Below are 19,188 nucleotides of genomic sequence, written 5' to 3'. Positions count from 1 at the left end.
AGTTGTTTAGCGCTTTATATCAGCCAAGCCCGAAGAACATCAGAGCAAAGAGCAGGTTGCACCCAAAACGCCGTTCCGGGGGGCGGCCGGGCGCTGCGCGGCGGGCTTCGCCCTTGATTCCGCGCAGGGCCATAACGGCAACGACTGCTCCAGGCCAAGACGCCCACCTACCCCACCGGCGGCACCAACTTACCGGGGTTCATGATGCCCTTGGGGTCGAGCGCCGCCTTGATCGCGCCCATCATCGCCCAACCCGGCCCGTGCTCGCGCGTCATGTAATCAAGCTTACCCACGCCGATCCCATGCTCGCCGGTGGCCGTTCCGCCTAGGGCCAGACTGCGCTCCACCATGCGCACGGCGGCGGCCTTGGCGCGGGCCAGTTCCTCGGGGTTGTTCTCATCTACCAACAGCACCGCGTGAAAATTGCCATCCCCCACATGACCCAGGATCGGCCCCGAAACACCCGCCTCGTGCAGGTCGGCGCGGGTCTCCTCTATGGCCTGCGCCAGCTTCGAGATCGGCACGCAGATATCGGTGACCACCGCCCGCGCCCCCGGTCGTGCGGCGAGGATCGCGTAATAGGCGTTGTGCCGCATCGTCCAGAGCGCATTGCGCGCCTCCGTCCGTGTCGCCCAGTCAAAACCCGATCCGCCATAATCGGCGGCCGATGCGCCGAAACTCTCGGCCTGTTCGGTCACGCCGGCAGGGCTGCCGTGAAACTCCAGCAACAGATGCGGCTTTTCCGGCAGGTCCATGCGCGCATAGGCGTTCACCGCACGCACGCTGTCGGTATCCATCAACTCGATCCGCGCCATCGGCACCCCGCACTGGATCGTGTCGATCACGGTCTGCACCGCCTGGTCCACCGTCTCGAAGCTGCAGACTGCGGCCGATATCGCCTCGGGTTGCCCATAGAGCCGGAGGGTCAGTTCCGTCATCAACCCCAGCGTGCCCTCGGAGCCGACGAAAAGCCCCGTCAGATCGTATCCGGACGAGGATTTGCGTGCCCCTGTCCCGGTGCGTATCACCTCGCCCGCCGCCGTCACCACCTCAAGCGCCAGCACATTGTCGCGCATCGTGCCATAGCGCACGGCGGTGGTGCCGCTGGCACGCGTCGCAGCCATCCCGCCAAGTGAGGCATTGGCCCCGGGATCGACCGGGAACATAAGCCCCGTGGCGCGCAATTCCTCGTTCAGCGCCTCGCGCGTGACACCGGGCTGCACCCGCACGGTCATGTCCTCTTGCGCGATCTCCAGCACCCGGTTCATGCGGCTGAAATCCACGGCGACACCGCCCACGAAGGCCTGCGCCTGCCCCTCCAGCGAGGTGCCCGTGCCCCAGCCGATCACCGGCAGTCCATGCCGCGCGCAGATGCCGACGATCTGCGCCACCTCCTCGGTCGTCTCTGGATAGGCGACCGCATCGGGCGGAGCTTCGGGAAAATACGACTCGCTGCGCCCGTGCAGGTCAAGATCGGACTTGGACCGCGTCACCCGTTGTCCTAGACAGGATTGGAGTTCGGCGATTGCGGTTTCGATGTCCATGTCGTGGCTTTCATTCGTGAGTGTGATGCCACACTAGGCGATGCGCGCCCGAGACGAAAGCGCGGTCCGGACGGTCAAGAGGTGGAGATGCAGGCAGAGGACGCGTCGTTTTTACGTCAACTGTGCCGCGCGGCGGCACAGGGGCTGCGCGATGGCTGGCAGGTGCTGCGCAAACGCGGGCCAAGCCAGTTCCAGTTCTGGCTGATCGCGCTGATGATCGGCATCGCGGCGGGCTTTGCCGCGCTGTTCTTCCGCAAGGGGATCATCGCCCTTCAGGGCCTAGTTTACGGCACCGAGGACGTGGCGCGCCTGCACAGCCTTGCCGAACACATGCCCTGGTACTGGATTTTGATACTGCCGGTGGCGGGCGGACTGGTGGTGGGGCTGATCCTGCATCATTTCACGGATGACGCGCGGGTGCGCTCGGTGGCCGATGTGATCGAGGGCGCGGCGATGGCCGAGGGCCGGGTGGAGCGGCGCGAGGGGTTGGCCTCGGCGGCCGCCTCGCTGATCACATTGGGCACCGGTGGCTCGTCGGGGCGCGAGGGGCCGGTGGTGCATCTCGCGGGCGTGATCTCAAGCTGGGTCAGCGATCGGATCGACGCCAACGGGGTGACCGGGCGCGACCTTCTGGGCTGCGCGGTGGCCGCCGCTGTCTCGGCCTCGTTCAACGCCCCCATTGCCGGCGCGCTCTTCGCGCTCGAGGTGGTGCTGCGGCACTTCGCGCTGCACGCCTTTGCCCCTATCGTGATCGCGAGCGTGGCAGGCACAGTGATCAACCGGCTTGAATTTGGCGATGTGACCGAGTTCGCCCTGCCGCAGGCCAGCGCACTGGAATTCTACGCCGAACTGCCCGCCTTCCTGATCCTCGGGCTTGTCTGCGGCGTGGTCGCGGCGGCCCTCATGCGCGCGATCTTTCTGGCCGAGGACGTGGCCAGCCACGTGCAGCTGAAACTGCGCCTGCCGCGCTGGCTCCGGCCTGCGGGCGCGGGGCTGTTGCTGGGCGCGATCGCAATCTGGTTTCCGCATATCATCGGCGTGGGGTACGAAACCACCTCGGCGGCACTGACCGGAGAGCTTTTGTGGCACGAGGCGGTGGTCTTTGCCGTGCTCAAGGTGGCCGCAGTGGCGATCACAATCGGCGGGCGCATGGGCGGCGGGGTGTTCTCGCCCTCGCTGATGGTCGGTGCCCTGACCGGGCTGGCCTTTGGTCACATGGCAACGGCCGCCTTTCCCGATGTGTCGGGGGCCTACACGCTCTATGCGCTGGCGGGGATGGGGGCAGTCGCGGCGGCGGTGCTGGGCGCGCCGATATCGACCACGCTCATTGTGTTTGAGTTGACCGGCGACTGGCAGACCGGCCTTGCGGTGATGGTGGCGGTCTCGATGTCGACCGCGCTCGGCTCCAAGCTGGTGCGGCGCTCGTTCTTCCTGACCCAACTCATGCGGCGCGGCGTCCGGCTGGCGGCGGGGCCGCAGGATTACCTTCTTGCGATGTTCCGGGTGCGCACCCTGATGCGCCCCCCCGATCACGAACGCGCGGCGGATGAGGCGCAATGCTGGTCGCTGATCGAACAGGGGGTCTATATCGACGTCACCACCACGCTCGAGGCCGCGATGCCGATGTTCGAGCGTGCGGGCGTGCCGTTTCTGCCGGTGGTGATACTGACAGGGGGCGATCAGCCGCCCGAATTGCAGGGCGCGCTCTTTCACGTGGACGCGCTCAAGGCCTATAACCGCGCCTTGGCGGCGGTGTCCGAGGAAGAGCACAGCTGACAGCACAGGCACGGACGTGGCCAGCGTGTCGCGGACATCGGATAGACACACTCACGCGTCACATCAGATGCATGCCATGAGGCGGGCCGCCTCGCAGTCTCGTCCCCTCACAATACCCACAGACACTCATACCATTGGGCGACGGTGTGAGGCGGCCCTGCGAACCAGTCCTCAGAAGGACATGATCCGCGTCCCGTCACCCAGCAGACGTTTGGCGACTGCAGGCGGCTTGGCTGCACCAATACCATCCAAAAGCGCCGATTGATCAACCCCTTTATTGGGCAAGTAAATTGCGCAGACCTCAACTGTCGCGCCCTGCTCCATGATCTTCTGCATAAGGACTTGCGGGCTCATGCCCTTGGGCTTCTGTGGCGCAGTGGCCGCCGCCGGGGCGTCTCTCAGCGCCAGATCGCCCGCCGGGCCGCACAAGAGCACATAGGCCCCCGCCCCCGCCTGCATGGATTGCATGGTCAGCACCATCGACATGAGCTGCGTCTGCGGCTCTTCGCTGGTCAGGATGGTGACCATCTGCTTGGCCTCTTCGGCCTCGGCTGCAGGTGCGGCCAGCGTGGCAAGTCCAAGGGCGGCAGCGGTCAGGAATTTACGCATGGGAACCTCTCGGGTTTAAGGTGAATTCAGTATCTCTCTTTCACACCGGCACCCTAAAAGCGCCTCGTCCCACGCAGCCTTGATCTACATCAAACATATTCACATTTGGGAATTTATTTTAACATCCCAGCCGCGCCAGAACCGCGTCCGTATCAATCCCGCCAATCGCCCCCGCGACCCGCCCGCGCGGATCGCTCAGACGGGTGGCGATATAGGCCCCGGCCACGGCATCCGGCGCGTGGCGCAGCAGCACCGAAGCGGTGAGCAATGTGGCGAGGCTCTCGGCATACCAGCGCGCCTGCGCCTCCTCGGGTGGCTTGGGAAAGGTCTGCATATGCGCGCGCAGCGCCGCGTCAAAGCGCCTGTCCTGCCCTTCCACCTGCGCCAGCTCCTCCGACAGCGCCTCGCTCGCCAGCGGCTCCTTCGCCAGCGTGCGCAGGATATCGAGGCAGATCACGTTGCCCGACCCCTCCCAGATCGAATTGAGCGGCGCCTCGCGATAGAGCAGCGGCAGGGGCGTGTCCTCGACATAGCCCATGCCGCCCATCGCCTCCATCGCCTCATAGACCAGCCCGGGGCAGAGCTTGTTGCCGAGAAACTTGGCCAGCGCGACGCCAAGCCGGGCAAAGGCACGGTCGCGCGGGCTGCTGCCGTCAAACGCCCGCGCCACGTGCATCCCAAGCGCCAGCGTCCCCTCCCAATCGAGCACCAGATCGGCCAGCACCGAGCGCATCAGCGGCTGGTCGATCAAACGCTTCTGAAACGCTGACCGGTGGCCCGCCCAGTGATGCGCCTCCGACAGCGCTGCGCGCATCAGCCCCGCCGGCGCCATCGCGGTATCGAGCCGGGTGTGATGCACCATCTCGAGGATCGTGCGCACCCCCGCGCCCTCCTCGCCCAGCCGATGCGCCAGCGCGCCGTGATACTCGATCTCGGCCGAGGCATTGGCACGGTTGCCCAGCTTGTCCTTCAATCGCTGGATATGAATGCCGTTGCGCCCCCCCTCCAGCCAGCGCGGCACCAGAAAGCAGGTGAGCCCGCCCTCGGCCTGCGCCAGCGTCAGGAACCCGTCCGACATCGGCGCAGAGCAGAACCACTTATGCCCGGTCAGCCGGTAATGATCGCCCTCCCGCTCGGCCCGCGTGGCATTGGCGCGAATGTCCGAACCGCCCTGTTTCTCGGTCATTGCCATACCCAAGGTGGCCCCCGCCTTGCGCGCCAGCGGTCGGGCCACAGGATCATAAAGCCGCGCAGTCAGCTTCGGCACCCACTCCGCAAGCAGCGCCTTTTCGGCCCGCAGCGCCGGGATCGCGGCATAGGTCATGGTCATCGGACAGCACACGCCCGGCTCCACCTGGCTGGTCAGATAGACCATCGCGGCATGGGTGGCATGACCGCCCTGCGCCCCCTCCCACGGCAGTGCGGCATAGCCCGCGCCGATCCCCGCCTGCATCAGATCGTGATAGGCGGGGTGAAAACGCACCTCGTCGAGCCTGCGCCCGCCCGCATCGAACAGCAGCAATTCGGGCGGCTGCCGGTTGGCGTCGCGCCCCGCCGCGCGCATCGCCTGCGTTCCGATCTTCGCGCCGTAATCCGCCAGATGATCGGCATCCGCCCCCGCCGCCCCGGCATGGGTCTGCAAGGCCGGATCATCGCCCCACAGATCCAGATCGCCGCGCGGCGCGGGCTGGTTCAGGACCTCATGGGTGGCAAGCGTCTCCTGCGCAGGGATCTGGGACATGGCGGGCCTCCTTTGCCATCATGCTAGAGCGCGGTAATTCGCGGCGAAAGGGGATTCACAAAGCGAATCACCTGTGGCATGGTGCATGCGATCGCCCGACAAGAGGCGGCAGAACGAGGCAAAGCACACCATGACCCCCCGCAGCCGCCCCTGGGGCACGCTGATCTTTTTCACCGTGGCGTTCTTTCTGGGCGCCTATTTCACCTTCGCCGCCGTGCAGGGGGATTACGGACTGTTCCGCCGCGCCGAGATCGAGGCGCAAAGCGCCGAGTTGCGGGCGCAACTCCAGACACTGGAGACACAGGTGGCCCGAATGGAAAACCTGACGCACCGGCTGTCGGACGGCTATCTCGATCTGGACCTGCTCGACCAGCAGGCGCGCGAAGTGCTCGGCCTGATGCGCGGCGACGAGATCGTCATTCGTTAAGGTCCGGCGGTGGCCTTAAGCGGTCATTGATTTTCCCGTAGAAGGTGCCGCGCAATCGCAGGGCCGGGGACTGGCGATGCAACGCTCGTGGCGGGCGCTTTATGCCAGCCAAGTCATTGTAACCTCGATACGTTGCGCAACTTCTCAAATCGCCAGGCCGCGGGACGGCCCGGCGATCGCGCGGCACCTTCGGTGCGTTTCGCGCGGCTCACGGCAACGACAGCTTCAGGCCAATCCCCCCACTTTCACCTCCCCCAAATTCATCCTCGCAACGCCGCAACGATTGGTGTATGAAATAGTTTAATGCTAAACTATATTCGCCAACAAGGAGTTGCCCGCCCATGGCCACCCGGAAAAGCGCCAAGAAACCAAACGTTTCCGCAGACGAACTCACCCAATATTACCGCGATATGCTGCTTATCCGCCGATTCGAGGAGAAGGCCGGCCAGCTTTACGGCATGGGCCTGATCGGCGGCTTCTGTCACCTCTACATCGGCCAGGAGGCCGTTGTCGTGGGTCTCGAGGCCGCCGCCGAGGACGGCGACAAGCGCGTCACCACCTACCGCGATCATGGCCACATGCTCGCCTGCGGAATGGATCCAAAGGGCGTCATGGCCGAACTCACCGGGCGCGAGGGTGGCTACAGCCGGGGCAAGGGCGGCTCGAGGCACATGTTCTCGACCGAAAAGCAGTTCTACGGCGGTCACGGCATCGTAGGGGCCAACGTGCCACTTGGCGCGGGGCTCGCCTTCGCCGACAAGTACCTTGAAAACAACCGCGTCACCTTCACCTATTTCGGCGATGGCGCGGCCAATCAGGGGCAGGTCTACGAAACCTTCAACATGGCTGCGCTCTGGGACCTGCCGGTGGTCTTCGTGATCGAGAACAACCAATACGCCATGGGCACCTCGCAGAAACGCTCCACCTCCACCCCTGACATCTACACCCGGGGCGAGGCCTTCGGCATTCCCGGCGAGGCGGTTGACGGCATGGACGTGCTCGCGGTGAAAGAAGCGGGCGACAAGGCCGTCGCGCACTGCCGCTCCGGCAAGGGACCGTACATCCTTGAAATCAAGACCTACCGCTACCGTGGCCATTCGATGTCCGACCCCGCCAAGTACCGCACCCGCGAAGAGGTGCAGAAAATGCGCGAGGAGAAAGACGCCATCGAACATGTCCGCGAGCTGCTGATCTCCGGCGGCCACGCCTCCGAGGAGGATCTCAAGGCCATCGACAAGGAAATCAAGGAAGTGGTCAACGCCAGCGCCGATTTCGCCAAGGAAAGCCCGGAGCCCGCAACCGACGAACTCTGGACCGACATCATCGCCGACGTGGCACCGCAGAACGCCTGAGGAGGAGAGACGACAATGGCTACCGAAATTCTCATGCCCGCCCTCTCCCCCACGATGGAGGAAGGCACACTCGCCAAATGGCTGGTCAAGGAAGGCGACACCGTCAATGCCGGTGACATCATGGCCGAAATCGAAACCGACAAGGCCACGATGGAATTCGAGGCGGTGGACGAAGGCACCATCGGCAAGATCCTGATTCAAGACGGCACCGAAGGCGTCAAGGTCAACACCCCGATCGCCGTCCTGCTGGAAGAAGGCGAAAGCGCCGACGATATCGACACCGCATCAAGCGCCCCGGCCCCCAAGGCCGAGGACGACGGCGACGACGCGGAAGCCCCGAAATCCGCTGAGACCAAGGCCCCCGCCGCCCCCAAATCCGACACCAGCCCCGACTGGCCCGAGGGCACCGAGATGGAGAACAAGACCGTCCGCGAGGCCCTCAACGCCGCCATGGCCGAGGAGATGCGCCGCGACGACACGGTCTTCATCATGGGCGAAGAGGTGGCCGAATACGAGGGCGCCTACAAGATCACCCAGAACCTGCTGGATGAATTCGGCGGCAAACGCGTGATCGACACGCCAATCACCGAACACGGCTTTGCCGGCATCGGGGTGGGCGCATCCTGGGGCGGGCTGCGTCCCATCGTCGAATTCATGACCTGGAATTTCGCTATGCAGGCGATCGACCAGATCATCAACTCCGCCGCCAAAACGCTCTACATGTCGGGCGGCCAGATGGGCAGCCCCATCGTCTTCCGTGGCCCCAACGGTGCCGCCGCCCGCGTCGGCGCCCAGCACAGCCAGGACTACGCCGCCTGGTATGCCCAGGTGCCCGGCCTGCGCGTGGTTCAGCCCTATTCCGCTGCCTGTGCCAAGGGTCTGTTGAAAAGCGCAATCCGCGACCCCAACCCGGTGATCTTTCTCGAAAACGAGATCCTATACGGCAAGTCCTTCGAGGTGCCCAAGATGGATGATTTCACCATCCCCTTCGGCAAGGCCAAGATCTGGCGCGAGGGCGCGGACGTGACCATCGTCAGCTTCGGCATCGGCATGACCTACGCGCTCGAGGCCGCAGAGAAACTCGCCGAGGACGGTATCGACGCCGAGGTGATCGACCTGCGCACCCTGCGTCCAATGGACACCGACACGGTGATCAAATCGGTGATGAAAACCAACCGCTGCGTCACCGTCGAAGAAGGCTGGCCGGTACCCTCCATCGGCAGCTACATCTCCTCGGTGCTGATGCAAAAGGCGTTCGACTATCTCGACGCGCCGGTCATCAACTGCACCGGCAAGGACGTGCCGATGCCCTACGCGGCCAATCTCGAAAAGCTGGCGCTGACCTCGACCACCGAGGTGATCGACGCCGTGCGCCAAGTGACCTACCGGTAAGGAGAGCGACGCGATGCCAACCGAAATACTCATGCCCGCCCTCTCGCCCACCATGGAAGAGGGCACGCTCGCCAAATGGCTGGTCAAGGAGGGGGATACCGTCAACGCGGGCGACCTGCTGGCCGAGATCGAGACCGACAAGGCCACGATGGAATTCGAGGCGGTGGACGAAGGCACCATCGGCAAGATCCTGATCGAGGACGGCACCGAGGGCGTCAAGGTCAACACACTGATTGCCGTGTTGCTGGAGGAAGGCGAAAGCGCCGACGATATCGACACCGCAGCAAGCGCCCCGAAATCGGCGGACGCGGAAGAGCCTGCCAAGAACGACAAGACCAGCGAAAAACAGGGCGGCGAAGGCTCCGGCAAAGGCAAGAGCACCGAGCCGGTTGCCAAGTCCGACACCCCCGCCCCGGCAGCCCCCAAGGATGACAGTGGCGAGCGTATCTTCGCCTCGCCCCTCGCCCGCCGGATCGCTGCGGAAAAAGGGCTGGATCTCCGCCAGATCAAGGGCACCGGCCCGCATGGCCGCATCGTGCGCGCCGATGTGGAGGAGGCCAAGCCCGCCGCCGCGCCCGCCAAGGAGGCCGTCAAACCGGCGGACAAGGCCCCTGCCCCGGCCTCGGGCCCCTCGTCAGATGCCGTCATGGCGATGTACGAGGGCCGCGAGTTCGAGGAGGTCAAGCTCGACGGGATGCGCAAGACCATCGCCGCGCGTCTCACCGAGGCCAAGCAGACCGTGCCGCATTTCTACCTGCGCCGCGAGATCAGGCTCGACGCGCTGATGAAATTCCGTGGTGACCTCAACAAGCAGCTTGAATCGCGCGGCGTAAAGCTCAGCGTCAACGACTTCATCATCAAGGCCTGTGCCCTGGCGTTGCAGGCCGTGCCCGACGCCAATGCCGTCTGGGCGGGCGACAAGGTGCTCAAGCTCAAACCCTCGGACGTGGCCGTCGCTGTCGCCATCGAGGGCGGGCTGTTCACGCCGGTGCTCAAGGATGCCGAGATGAAATCGCTGTCGGCGCTGTCGGCGGAGATGAAGGACCTCGCCACCCGCGCCCGCGACCGCAAACTTGCCCCCCATGAATATCAGGGCGGCACCTTCGCGATCTCAAATCTCGGCATGTTCGGGATCGAGAATTTCGACGCCGTGATCAACCCCCCGCATGGCGCGATCCTCGCCGTCGGCGCGGGCCAGAAAAAGCCGGTGGTGGGTTCTGATGGCGAACTGACCGTTGCCACGGTCATGTCGGTGACGCTCTCGGTCGATCACCGGGTGATCGACGGCGCGATGGGCGCGGACCTCCTCAAGCAGATCGTCGAGAACCTCGAAAACCCGATGGTCATGCTAGCCTGACAAAACGCCCCGGCCTCCGGGCCGGGGCACGCGCCTTCCGTGACGCGGAACTCAGCGGAAAATCCGCTCGCCCTGCTCGTCGATGACCTGTTTCGCCTTGCGGATCGAAAACGTCTCGGCCTCGTCCAGGCTGCGCAACGTGTCAGCGCGCAGCAGATGATGCACCTTCACCTCGCCGTCCACCTCTTTCTCGATCCGCGCGCCGACGCGATACCCCTCATCGTCGCTCTGCGGCGCGGCAATGATCCGAAACTCCTTGTAAGTTTCAGACACCTCCGCCCGCGCCTCGGGCTTGGTACCGCCTCCGAACAGGCGTGACAGGATCGACATGGGGGCCTCCTTACTGATCCAGGAAACTCCGCAGCTTGCGCGACCGCGAGGGATGCTTGAGCTTGCGCAGCGCCTTGGCCTCGATCTGGCGGATACGCTCACGGGTGACGCTGAACTGCTGCCCCACCTCTTCAAGCGTGTGGTCGGTGTTCATTCCGATGCCGAAGCGCATGCGCAACACCCGTTCCTCGCGTGGGGTGAGCGAGGACAGCACCCGCGTCGTGGTTTCCTTGAGATTGTCCTGAATAGCTGAATCAAGCGGCAGGATGACATTCTTGTCCTCGATGAAATCGCCAAGCTGGCTGTCTTCCTCATCGCCGATCGGCGTCTCCAGAGAAATCGGCTCCTTGGCGATCTTCATCACCTTACGGACCTTCTCAAGCGGCATTTGCAGCTTCTCTGCCAACTCTTCCGGCGTCGGCTCGCGGCCGATCTCATGCAGCATCTGGCGCCCCGTGCGCACCAGCTTGTTGATCGTCTCTATCATGTGCACCGGGATACGGATGGTGCGCGCCTGGTCGGCGATCGAGCGGGTGATCGCCTGACGGATCCACCATGTCGCGTAGGTCGAGAACTTGTAGCCCCGGCGATACTCGAACTTGTCCACCGCCTTAATCAGGCCAATGTTACCTTCCTGAATGAGATCAAGGAATTGCAGGCCACGGTTGGTGTATTTCTTGGCAATCGAGATGACCAGACGCAGGTTCGCCTCGACCATTTCCTTCTTGGCCTGACGCGCCTCTTTCTCGCCCTTCTGGACCTGCCCGACGATGCGGCGGAACTCCGAGATATCCAGGCCCACATACTGGCCCACCTGCGCCATGTCGGCGCGCAGTTCGGCCACCTTCTCGGGGCTGCGTTCCATGAACATCTGCCAGCCGCGCCCGGATTTCGCCGCCATATCGTCGAGCCAGTTGGGATCAAGCTCGCGCCCGCGATACTCCTCGACGAATTCCTTGCGGTTGATCCGCGCCTGATCGGCGAGTTTGACCATCGCCGTGTCGATCTGCATGATCCGGCGGTTGATCCCGTAAAGCTGGTCGATCAGCGCCTCGATACGGTTGTTATGCAGGTGCAACTCATTGACAAGCTTGACGATTTCCGACCGCAGCTTTTGGTATTTCACTTCCTGATCAGCCGAGAACGATCCGTCCTCGTTGAGCGTCGCGGAAATCCGGCTATCTTGCATTTCGCTCAGCTGCGCGAAATCCTCGGCGATGCGGTCGAGCGTTTCGAGGACGCGCGGCTTGAGCGCGGCTTCCATCGCCGCAAGGCTCATGTTGGCCTGCTCGTCATCGTCCTCATCATCTTCGCTCTGGATCGGGTTGCCGTCGGCATCGAGTTCCGGCTCGTCACTGCTCTCGCTGCGGTTGGCCGGCGGGCTGGTCACGTTGGCCGCCTCGACGACCGGCTCCGCCCCCTCTTCGCCCGGCTGATTGCCGAACGTGGCCTCAAGGTCGATCACGTCGCGCAGCAGAATGTCTTCGCCGAGAAGTTCGTCGCGCCAGATGGTGATCGCCTGAAAGGTCAGCGGGCTTTCGCAGAGCCCCGCGATCATCGTGTTGCGGCCTGCCTCGATGCGCTTGGCGATGGCGATCTCGCCCTCGCGGCTCAAGAGTTCGACCGAGCCCATCTCGCGCAGATACATCCGCACCGGGTCATCCGTGCGGTCGAGCTTTTCTTCCTTACCCGAGCCAAGCGTGATCTCGCCACGCTTGCCCACTTCGGCGACGGCGGTGGTCCGGCTCTCTTCCTCTTCGGCGTCCTCGGCCTCGATGATGTTGATACCCATCTCTGAAAGCATCGACATCACGTCCTCGATCTGCTCGGAACTGACCTGATCGGGCGGCAGCACCTCGTTAAGCTGATCGTAGGTGATGAACCCCTTCTCACGCGCCTCGGCAATCATCCTCTTGACCGCCGCCTGGGACATGTCGAGCGAGACTTCGGTCTCGGCGTCGTCGGGCTTTTGGTCCTCGGTATCCTTGGCGGCCATGAAAGACTCCTCAGTTAGGGACGGTGCAGGTGATTCGGTTAACCCGAATCAATAGCGCGATCAGGTGATTCGCACACCCGTTTACCCCGATTTTATTGTCCATTCTTCCCCAAAATGCGGTTATCGCCTCTGTTTGGAAAAGCTTATCTTACCCAGGAGCGCGGCAAACTGCTCTTTCTCGTCACGTTTGATCGCCGCTCCGTTCTCACCCAGCTCGTATTCGGCCTTGTCTTCCTGCTGGCTGCGCAGCGCCTTGTTGCGCGCCTCCGCCGCCTGTGCAAGCCGCCATGTGATCGCCTCGTCGGCCAGTCCGGCCATGTCCTCGGCGGCCTCGTGCATCTCGGCCAGCACGCCCCGCTGCGCCATCAGCTTGGCCAATTCTTCGCTCAGGGTCAGGTTGGCAAGCTCGGTATCGCCCAGATACCGCACCGGCGGGGCAAGCGCGACATGGGGCAGCGCCAGCAGCTTTTCAAGGGGCGCGGCCCCCATCTCGTCCTCAATCTGCGCGCGCAGGGTGTCGGCGCCCGCAGGCGCGTGGCGCAGGATCAGCGCGCGCAGCCGCGCATGGTCCGGGTCCTGACACTCCATGCGCTCGATCTGGCCCTCGAATGTCTCCATCACCTCGGGGCAGCAGATGAGGGTCGCCAGAATTACCGCCTCGCGCAGCTGCGTATCCCCCGCCGCCGTGACCAGCAGCGAGGATTTCGTGGTCGCGCGCGCAGGCTCCGGCGGGGGCCATTTGCCACCGCGCGGACGGGGTGTGAACTTGCTCGACGCCGCACGGCGCGGATTGAAGAGCTGCCAGCGCAGATCCTTGAGTTCCTGATCATAGTAGTTGCGCAGCGACGGGTCGCGAATCAGCCCGGTCTTCTCGCGGCAGACACGCTCCAGCGCCGCCTTGCGCTCGGGGCTGTCGAAATCGCGACCCTCGGTCTCGCGCTGCCACAGCAGGCGCACCATCGGCAGCGCCGCGTCGATCCGCGCCTGCACCGCCCCCGCCCCTTCGGCCCTGAGCAGATCGTCGGGGTCCTGCCCCTCGGGCATAAGCGCAAAGCGCAACGATTTGCCCGCTTCAAGCAGCGGCAGCGCAAGGTCGACCACCCGGTAGGCGGCCTGAAGCCCGGCCCGGTCGCCATCCAGCATGATCACCGGCTCGGGTGCGATCCGCCACAGGAGTTGCATCTGATGCTCGGTCACCGCCGTGCCCAGCGGGGCCACCGCCGCGCCAAAGCCCGCCGCCACCAGCGCGATCACATCCATATAACCCTCGGCCACGATCAGCAGCTGCCCCTTGCCCGCCGCTTCACGGGCAGGGCCATGGTTATAAAGCGTGTGCGACTTGTCGAATATCTCGGTCTCGGGCGAGTTGAGATATTTGGCGTTGTCGTTGGGGTCCATCGCCCGCCCGCCAAAGGCGATGCACCGCCCGCGCGCGTCTCGGATGGGGAACATGATCCGGTTGCGGAACGTGTCATAGGGCTTGCCGCCCCGCGTGCTTTCCTTGGCCAGACCACAGGCAAGGATCATCTCGGGCGCCACGCCCTTGCCCGTCAGGTGATCCCACAGCCCCTGCCAGCCATCAGGGGCAAAGCCGATGTCAAACTTGGACAAAGTCGCCTCATCCAGCCTGCGCCCCTTGAGGTAATCGCGCGCCGCAGTCCCGGCCCCTGACCGCAATTGCAGGCCGAAATACTTGACCGCCTGCTCCATCACCTCGACCAGCTGCGCGCGCCGGTCGGCCTTTTTCTGCGCCTGCGGGTCGCGTTCGGGCACGCTCATGCCCGCCTCGGTGGCTAGGATCTTCACCGCCTCGATGAAATCGACATTCTCGGTCTCGCGCACGAATGAGATCGCATCACCCTTGGCGTGACAGCCAAAGCAGTAATAAAACCCCTTGCGGTCATCGACATGAAAAGACGCGGTTTTTTCCTGATGGAACGGGCACGGTGCCCACATGTCGCCCTTGGCCTGATTGGACTTGCGCGTGTCCCACATGACCTTGCGCCCGACGACCTGAGACAGCGACAGGCGGCTTTGCAACTCATCGAGGAATCCGGGGGGCAGGCTCATACCCCTATATTGGGCGCGTGACGCTCAGAGTCCAGTGGTCTACTGCGCCTCGCATTGCGTGACATAGCTGCCCGCCACGTCCTTGCTCAATTCCGCCTCGCCGAGCGTATAGACCCAATCGACCAGCGGCTGCACCGCAGGCTCATAGGGAGCCATCTGCCCGGTCATGTCGGCGCTGATCGCCTTGATGGTCTGCGGCGCCTCCTGCCCGTCCTTGCGCGCCTCGACCGCGCGCGCCACGATCTCTCCTGTGGGGGCACAGATCGGGTTCTGCGCCGTGGCGCTCAGCGGCACGGTGCTCAGGGCGGCAATCAACATCAGGCGCATGGCGGTCTCTCCCTTTCAACTATGGACGTATCTAGGGCAAATCGCGCGCCCTGTCAGCGCCTCACACCGGGGAATTTCGCCGCGCCGCAACCCGTCGCATCGCCGTCTCCGCCTCGTGGATCAATGTCCCGGCCATCGAGCGAAACACCATGATCCGCCACTTGTCTGCGCCCATGCGCGCAATCGCCCCGGCCATATGCGCCACCTCCGTGCGGGCGACATGGCCGCGCTTGAACACATGATCGCGCAGGTCGAGCGGGCAGAGCCGCGCCAGCACCTCCGCCGCCCCCGGCCCCTCCAGCACCAGCACCGCCCAGGCGTCAGACTGATCGACAAGGGCGGCATGCGCCGCCAGCCCGGGATCAGGCTCCGGCCCGATCAAAAGCGCCATCTCGCGCCCGAACCACATCGCCCGCGCGCCCTTGCGCCCGGTCATCCGTCCGGGCCCAGGCCAGCCCATCCCATGCGCCGCCTGCATCGCTTCCGACAGCGCGGCGGCCTGCCCGTTATAGGGCGCAAGGCTTGTCAGGCGCTCCGGCACAGCCGCGCTCAGCCGCAACTCGCCCGCCGCCACCGGCAACCGCCCCTCTCCGGGGCTCTCGGCTTGCAACTCAACCACGCAACCGCCCTCCATCCGGGTCATTCTGCACGACGCCCGTCACCTCGCAGATCGTCTCCGAGCCGCGCAGGTGATCGACCATGCGCACCCGCTCGCCGATCCGCTCCGGCCCGCGCCGCAGAAACGCCTGCCCGATCACATGGCCCAACGTCGGCGAATAGCACGCACTGGTGATATAGCCCTGATCGTTGGCGCTCACGGCCTCGGCCCCCTCCTCGAACAGATGCGCGCCGGGCAACATTTCCTTGACCGCGCCCACGGGTTTCAACCCCACCAGCCGCTCCCGCTCCGGGTCCATCAATCCGCCCCGCGACGCCGCCGGTTTGCCGACAAAATCCTTCTTGCCGCTCATCATCCCCTGCATCCCGATATCATAGGCGGTCACCCGCCCGTGGATCTCGGCATGGGTGATAAAGCCCTTCTCGATCCGCAATACATTCAGCGCCTCCATCCCGTAGGCACCGCCGCCCATGGCCTCGGCGCGCGCCACCAATTCCTTGAAGAGCGCCGCCCCATAACGCGCGGGCACCGCGATCTCATAGGCATGCTCACCCGAGAACGAAATGCGGAACAGCCGCGCCGCCACGCCGCCCACACTCACCGGACCACAACCCATGAAGGGAAACCCCGCATCGTCAATCGGCGCATCCAAGAGACCATTGAGCAGATCGCGCGCCTGCGGCCCCGCCACGGCGAACTGCGCCCACTGTTCCGTCACCGACACCATCCGGACGTCCCAACCGGGCCGCAGAACCTGCGCCACGAACTCCAGATGCCGCATCACTTGTCCCGCAGCCGCCGTGGTGGTGGTCATCAGGTAATGGCGCTCCCCCAGCCGCGCGCAGGTGCCGTCATCCATGACATGCCCGTCCTCGCGCAGCATAAGGCCATAGCGCACGCGGCCCTCCTTCAGCGTCGATAACGTGTTGGTATAGACGAAATCCAGAAACCGCGCCGCATCCGGGCCCTGAATATCTATCTTGCCGAGGGTCGAGACATCGCAGACCCCCACGCACCCGCGCACCATCTCCACCTCACGGTCGCAGGATTGCCGCCAATGGCTCTCGCCCTTGCGCGGGAAATAGCTGGGCCTATACCACAGCCCCGCCTCGATCATCGGCGCGCCGCACGCCACGCTCTCGGCATGCGAGGTGGTCAGCCGCTCGGGCGCAAAGCCCTTGCCCTTGGCCCCCGCGCCCATGGCCGCAATCGGCACCGGCACATAGGGCGGGCGAAAGGTAGTGGTGCCGGTCTCGGGGATACCGCGCCCGGTCGCGTCCGCCAGCACGGCGAGCGCATTGACGTTCGAGTTCTTGCCCTGATCGGGCGCCATGCCTTGGGTCGTGTAGCGCTTCATATGCTCGACCGAGCGAAAGTTTTCGCGCGCGGCAAGATCCACGTCCTTGACCGTCACATCGTTCTGAAAATCGAGCCAGGCGCGCCCCTTGCCCGGCACCTGCCACAGCGGGAAAATATCATAGGCGGCGTCTCCCGCCGACGGCACGCTGATCTCCGGCTGCTTCAACCCGAGATCGCTTGCCGCGCGCAGCCCCTCGGCCAATCCGCTCTCCAGACAGGCGCGGGTCGAAAACTCCCCCTTCACAGCGCCCGCCACGCGCTGCCCCGGCACAGCCCCCTCGGGCGGCAGAAAGGCCAGCCGGTCCGCGTCCCAGACCGGTCGCGCCCCCATGTGACAGGCCAGATGCACCGACGGGTTCCACCCACCCGAGACCGCCAGACACTCCGCGGCAATCCGCTCCTCTCCCTTGGCCGTGGCAATCGTCACCGCCTCCAGCCCGCGCCGTCCGCTCGTCCCACAGACCTGCGCGCCGGGGTAGAACGGGACGTCGAGATCGCAGCGCGCATAATGCCGCGAATCGACCAGCGCCGCGACATGCACCCCCGCCTCCTGCAAATCGGCCACGGTGCGATGCGCGCTGTCATTGTTGCCAAAGACCACCGTGCTCTGCCCCGGCACCACGCCCCAGCGATTGAGATAGGCGCGCACCGCGCCCGCCATCATCACCCCGGGCCGGTCGTTGCCCGCGAATGCCACCGGCCGCTCCAGCGCCCCCGCCGCCAGCACCGTGCGCTTTGCCACGATCCGCCAGAACGCGCCCTTCGGTGCGTGGGCGCGATCCGCCACATCCGGCGCCAACCGTTCCAACGCGCCATAGGTGCCCTGATCATAGGCCCCGGTCACGGCAGTGCGCGTCATGATCCGGACATTAGACATGGCGGCGAGCTCCGCCGCGATCTCCGCCACCCACGCCACGGCGGGCACCCCGTCGACCTCCTCGCTCTCGGCCAGAAGCCGCCCGCCAAGCCGGGTGTCCTCCTCGGCGAGGATCACATCCGCGCCCGCCTCCGCCGCCGCGCGCGCCGCCATCAGCCCGGCAGGCCCGCCACCGATCACCAGCACATCGCAATGGGCAAAGGCGCGCTCATAACGATCCTGCGCCGGCTCGCCCGACAGCGCGCCCAGACCGGCAGCGCGGCGGATCACCGGCTCATAGACCCGCTCCCAAAAGGCGCGCGGCCACATGAAGGTCTTGTAGTAGAACCCCGCCCCGAGAAAGGGCGCAAGAAGATCATTCGCCGCCAGCAGATCGACCCCAAGCGTCGGCCAGCGGTTCTGACTGCGCGCCCAGAGCCCCTCGTGCAACTCGACCGTGGTCGCCCGGAGGTTGGGCTCCTGCGCCGCCCCCAGCCCCAGCGTGACCAGCGCATTGGGCTCCTCGCTGCCCGCAGTCATCACGCCGCGCGGGCGGTGATACTTGAACGACCGTGCCACCATCCGCACGTCATTGGCCAGAAGCGCCGAGGCCAGCGTATCGCCCGCAAACCCCTGATAGTCCCGCCCGTCAAAACGAAACGAAACCGGACGGTCACGGTCGATCAGCCCCTTGCCCGCAACCCTCATGCGCCCGCCTCCGCCGCCAGCGCCACAGCCAGAACCTCATGCGTGACCGTATCGCGGGTCACGATCAGCCAGGCCCCGCAACCCTGCTCATGCTGCCACAGATCGCGCGTCACCCCCGCCGCGTTGTCGCGGTTATGCAGGTAGTCGTCCCAATCCGGCCCCCAAGCGTCCCCCTCGGGCCGCGCCAGCGCCGCGCCCTGATAATAGAACTCGCGACGATCCCGCTCGCCGCAGACCGGACAGTTGATCCTCATCTGACCGCCCCCAATTTATTCACAGTGAACGACAAGAACTTCGACGACAGGCGTGTTGTCCTCGGTGGAGTATTTGTATCGAAATTGACCTCCGAGACGAACAAAAGCTGCCAGAACTTCGGTGCTACATACCATCTCGTTAGTGCTTTGTGCGGCCTTGGCTCTAAATTCACTCAGCGTCAGGCCAGACTTCAGTAGCCTGTCTTTGAATACGGCATCTGACCAACTCCAACGCCCCTCTAAAGATACCGTTGAGTCGTGAGAGTAAATGCGCGTAATCAACGTGCCATCTGCTGTAGTAAATGGTAGCTGTGGCCGCATCTCGTCTTCAATTTCTCTTGCCCTCTCACATACATCATCACTGACGGAGTTTGGACGGCACAAAAATTCCGCTGCACTGAGAGAAGAGCTTCCGGTTCCCAAAAAAATAAGTGCAAAGGCGTACATAATAGATCTCGCCATGATTAACTC

Annotated in this window: 16 protein-coding genes; 5 read left to right on the top strand and 11 right to left on the bottom strand. The window is 64.7% G+C overall.

What is annotated here, in order from left to right:
- Positions 1-167: 167 nt before the first annotated feature.
- Positions 168-1,544: an FAD-binding oxidoreductase gene (locus RID11_RS01845; RefSeq protein WP_350135467.1), complete on the bottom strand. Its 1,377-nt coding sequence runs from the start codon at positions 1,542-1,544 to the stop codon at positions 168-170.
- Positions 1,545-1,631: 87 nt separating this feature from the next.
- Between RID11_RS01845 and RID11_RS01840 the strand changes: the two genes are divergently transcribed.
- Positions 1,632-3,320 (top strand): chloride channel protein, encoded by a 1,689-nt coding sequence (locus RID11_RS01840; protein ID WP_350135465.1) that lies wholly within the window; start codon positions 1,632-1,634, stop codon positions 3,318-3,320.
- 171 nt (positions 3,321-3,491) lie between these two features.
- Here RID11_RS01840 and RID11_RS01835 read toward each other — a convergent pair whose 3' ends face one another.
- Positions 3,492-3,929: a DsrE family protein gene (locus RID11_RS01835; RefSeq protein ID WP_350135463.1), complete on the bottom strand. Its 438-nt coding sequence runs from the start codon at positions 3,927-3,929 to the stop codon at positions 3,492-3,494.
- 118 nt (positions 3,930-4,047) lie between these two features.
- The gene (locus RID11_RS01830; RefSeq protein WP_350135461.1) at positions 4,048-5,670 is read right to left on the bottom strand and encodes an acyl-CoA dehydrogenase family protein; all 1,623 of its coding nucleotides are present in this window, start codon (positions 5,668-5,670) and stop codon (positions 4,048-4,050) included.
- 130 nt (positions 5,671-5,800) lie between these two features.
- Between RID11_RS01830 and RID11_RS01825 the strand changes: the two genes are divergently transcribed.
- The 4 genes from RID11_RS01825 (at position 5,801) to RID11_RS01810 (ending at position 10,198) form a co-directional block, all read left to right on the top strand.
- Positions 5,801-6,097, top strand: a complete 297-nt coding sequence (locus tag RID11_RS01825; RefSeq protein WP_074786008.1) for an FtsB family cell division protein — start codon at positions 5,801-5,803, stop codon at positions 6,095-6,097.
- Between the two features lie 341 nt (positions 6,098-6,438).
- On the top strand, positions 6,439-7,449 hold the full coding sequence (pdhA, locus tag RID11_RS01820) for a pyruvate dehydrogenase (acetyl-transferring) E1 component subunit alpha (RefSeq protein WP_350135459.1): 1,011 nt from the start codon (positions 6,439-6,441) through the stop codon (positions 7,447-7,449).
- A 15-nt stretch (positions 7,450-7,464) separates the two neighbouring features.
- Complete coding sequence (locus tag RID11_RS01815) at positions 7,465-8,841, top strand: pyruvate dehydrogenase complex E1 component subunit beta (RefSeq protein WP_350135457.1); 1,377 nt, start codon at positions 7,465-7,467, stop codon at positions 8,839-8,841.
- 13 nt (positions 8,842-8,854) lie between these two features.
- On the top strand, positions 8,855-10,198 hold the full coding sequence (locus RID11_RS01810; protein ID WP_350135455.1) for a pyruvate dehydrogenase complex dihydrolipoamide acetyltransferase: 1,344 nt from the start codon (positions 8,855-8,857) through the stop codon (positions 10,196-10,198).
- Between the two features lie 51 nt (positions 10,199-10,249).
- Here RID11_RS01810 and RID11_RS01805 read toward each other — a convergent pair whose 3' ends face one another.
- The 8 genes from RID11_RS01805 to RID11_RS01770 all read right to left on the bottom strand — a co-directional run bounded on the left by RID11_RS01805 (position 10,250) and on the right by RID11_RS01770 (position 19,179).
- On the bottom strand, positions 10,250-10,528 hold the full coding sequence (locus RID11_RS01805) for an HlyU family transcriptional regulator (RefSeq protein WP_350135453.1): 279 nt from the start codon (positions 10,526-10,528) through the stop codon (positions 10,250-10,252).
- Positions 10,529-10,538: 10 nt separating this feature from the next.
- Positions 10,539-12,524: an RNA polymerase sigma factor RpoD gene (gene rpoD / locus RID11_RS01800; RefSeq protein WP_350135451.1), complete on the bottom strand. Its 1,986-nt coding sequence runs from the start codon at positions 12,522-12,524 to the stop codon at positions 10,539-10,541.
- Between the two features lie 120 nt (positions 12,525-12,644).
- A complete protein-coding gene (gene dnaG / locus RID11_RS01795; RefSeq protein ID WP_350135449.1) occupies positions 12,645-14,594 on the bottom strand; it encodes a DNA primase in 1,950 nt (649 codons plus the stop codon).
- 39 nt (positions 14,595-14,633) lie between these two features.
- Positions 14,634-14,921, bottom strand: a complete 288-nt coding sequence (locus RID11_RS01790; RefSeq protein ID WP_350135448.1) for a DNA primase — start codon at positions 14,919-14,921, stop codon at positions 14,634-14,636.
- 61 nt (positions 14,922-14,982) lie between these two features.
- A complete protein-coding gene (locus tag RID11_RS01785) occupies positions 14,983-15,555 on the bottom strand; it encodes a sarcosine oxidase subunit gamma (protein WP_350135602.1) in 573 nt (190 codons plus the stop codon).
- Entirely contained in the window at positions 15,533-18,463 is a 2,931-nt protein-coding gene (locus RID11_RS01780) for a sarcosine oxidase subunit alpha family protein (RefSeq protein ID WP_350135446.1), read from the bottom strand. The genes RID11_RS01785 and RID11_RS01780 overlap by 23 nt, the downstream gene beginning before the upstream one ends.
- Entirely contained in the window at positions 18,460-18,717 is a 258-nt protein-coding gene (locus RID11_RS01775; RefSeq protein WP_350135444.1) for a sarcosine oxidase subunit delta, read from the bottom strand. The genes RID11_RS01780 and RID11_RS01775 overlap by 4 nt, the downstream gene beginning before the upstream one ends.
- Positions 18,718-18,732: 15 nt before the next feature.
- Entirely contained in the window at positions 18,733-19,179 is a 447-nt protein-coding gene (locus RID11_RS01770; RefSeq protein WP_350135442.1) for a hypothetical protein, read from the bottom strand.
- Positions 19,180-19,188 lie beyond the last annotated feature (9 nt).

The organism is Roseovarius sp., assembly GCF_040219995.1.
Classification (GTDB): domain Bacteria; phylum Pseudomonadota; class Alphaproteobacteria; order Rhodobacterales; family Rhodobacteraceae; genus Roseovarius.
This window is presented reverse-complemented; position numbering and strand designations above follow the sequence as displayed.

Coding starts and splice junctions, on each gene's coding strand:
- RID11_RS01845 (WP_350135467.1), bottom strand. CDS start 1,544: ATGGACATCGAAACCGCAATCGCCGAACTCCAATCCTGTCTAGGACAA.
- RID11_RS01830 (WP_350135461.1), bottom strand. CDS start 5,670: ATGTCCCAGATCCCTGCGCAGGAGACGCTTGCCACCCATGAGGTCCTG.
- RID11_RS01835 (WP_350135463.1), bottom strand. CDS start 3,929: ATGCGTAAATTCCTGACCGCTGCCGCCCTTGGACTTGCCACGCTGGCC.
- pdhA (WP_350135459.1), top strand. CDS start 6,439: ATGGCCACCCGGAAAAGCGCCAAGAAACCAAACGTTTCCGCAGACGAA.
- rpoD (WP_350135451.1), bottom strand. CDS start 12,524: ATGGCCGCCAAGGATACCGAGGACCAAAAGCCCGACGACGCCGAGACC.
- RID11_RS01825 (WP_074786008.1), top strand. CDS start 5,801: ATGACCCCCCGCAGCCGCCCCTGGGGCACGCTGATCTTTTTCACCGTG.
- RID11_RS01780 (WP_350135446.1), bottom strand. CDS start 18,463: ATGAGGGTTGCGGGCAAGGGGCTGATCGACCGTGACCGTCCGGTTTCG.
- RID11_RS01810 (WP_350135455.1), top strand. CDS start 8,855: ATGCCAACCGAAATACTCATGCCCGCCCTCTCGCCCACCATGGAAGAG.
- dnaG (WP_350135449.1), bottom strand. CDS start 14,594: ATGAGCCTGCCCCCCGGATTCCTCGATGAGTTGCAAAGCCGCCTGTCG.
- RID11_RS01805 (WP_350135453.1), bottom strand. CDS start 10,528: ATGTCGATCCTGTCACGCCTGTTCGGAGGCGGTACCAAGCCCGAGGCG.
- RID11_RS01815 (WP_350135457.1), top strand. CDS start 7,465: ATGGCTACCGAAATTCTCATGCCCGCCCTCTCCCCCACGATGGAGGAA.
- RID11_RS01785 (WP_350135602.1), bottom strand. CDS start 15,555: ATGGAGGGCGGTTGCGTGGTTGAGTTGCAAGCCGAGAGCCCCGGAGAG.
- RID11_RS01840 (WP_350135465.1), top strand. CDS start 1,632: ATGCAGGCAGAGGACGCGTCGTTTTTACGTCAACTGTGCCGCGCGGCG.
- RID11_RS01790 (WP_350135448.1), bottom strand. CDS start 14,921: ATGCGCCTGATGTTGATTGCCGCCCTGAGCACCGTGCCGCTGAGCGCC.
- RID11_RS01770 (WP_350135442.1), bottom strand. CDS start 19,179: ATGGCGAGATCTATTATGTACGCCTTTGCACTTATTTTTTTGGGAACC.
- RID11_RS01775 (WP_350135444.1), bottom strand. CDS start 18,717: ATGAGGATCAACTGTCCGGTCTGCGGCGAGCGGGATCGTCGCGAGTTC.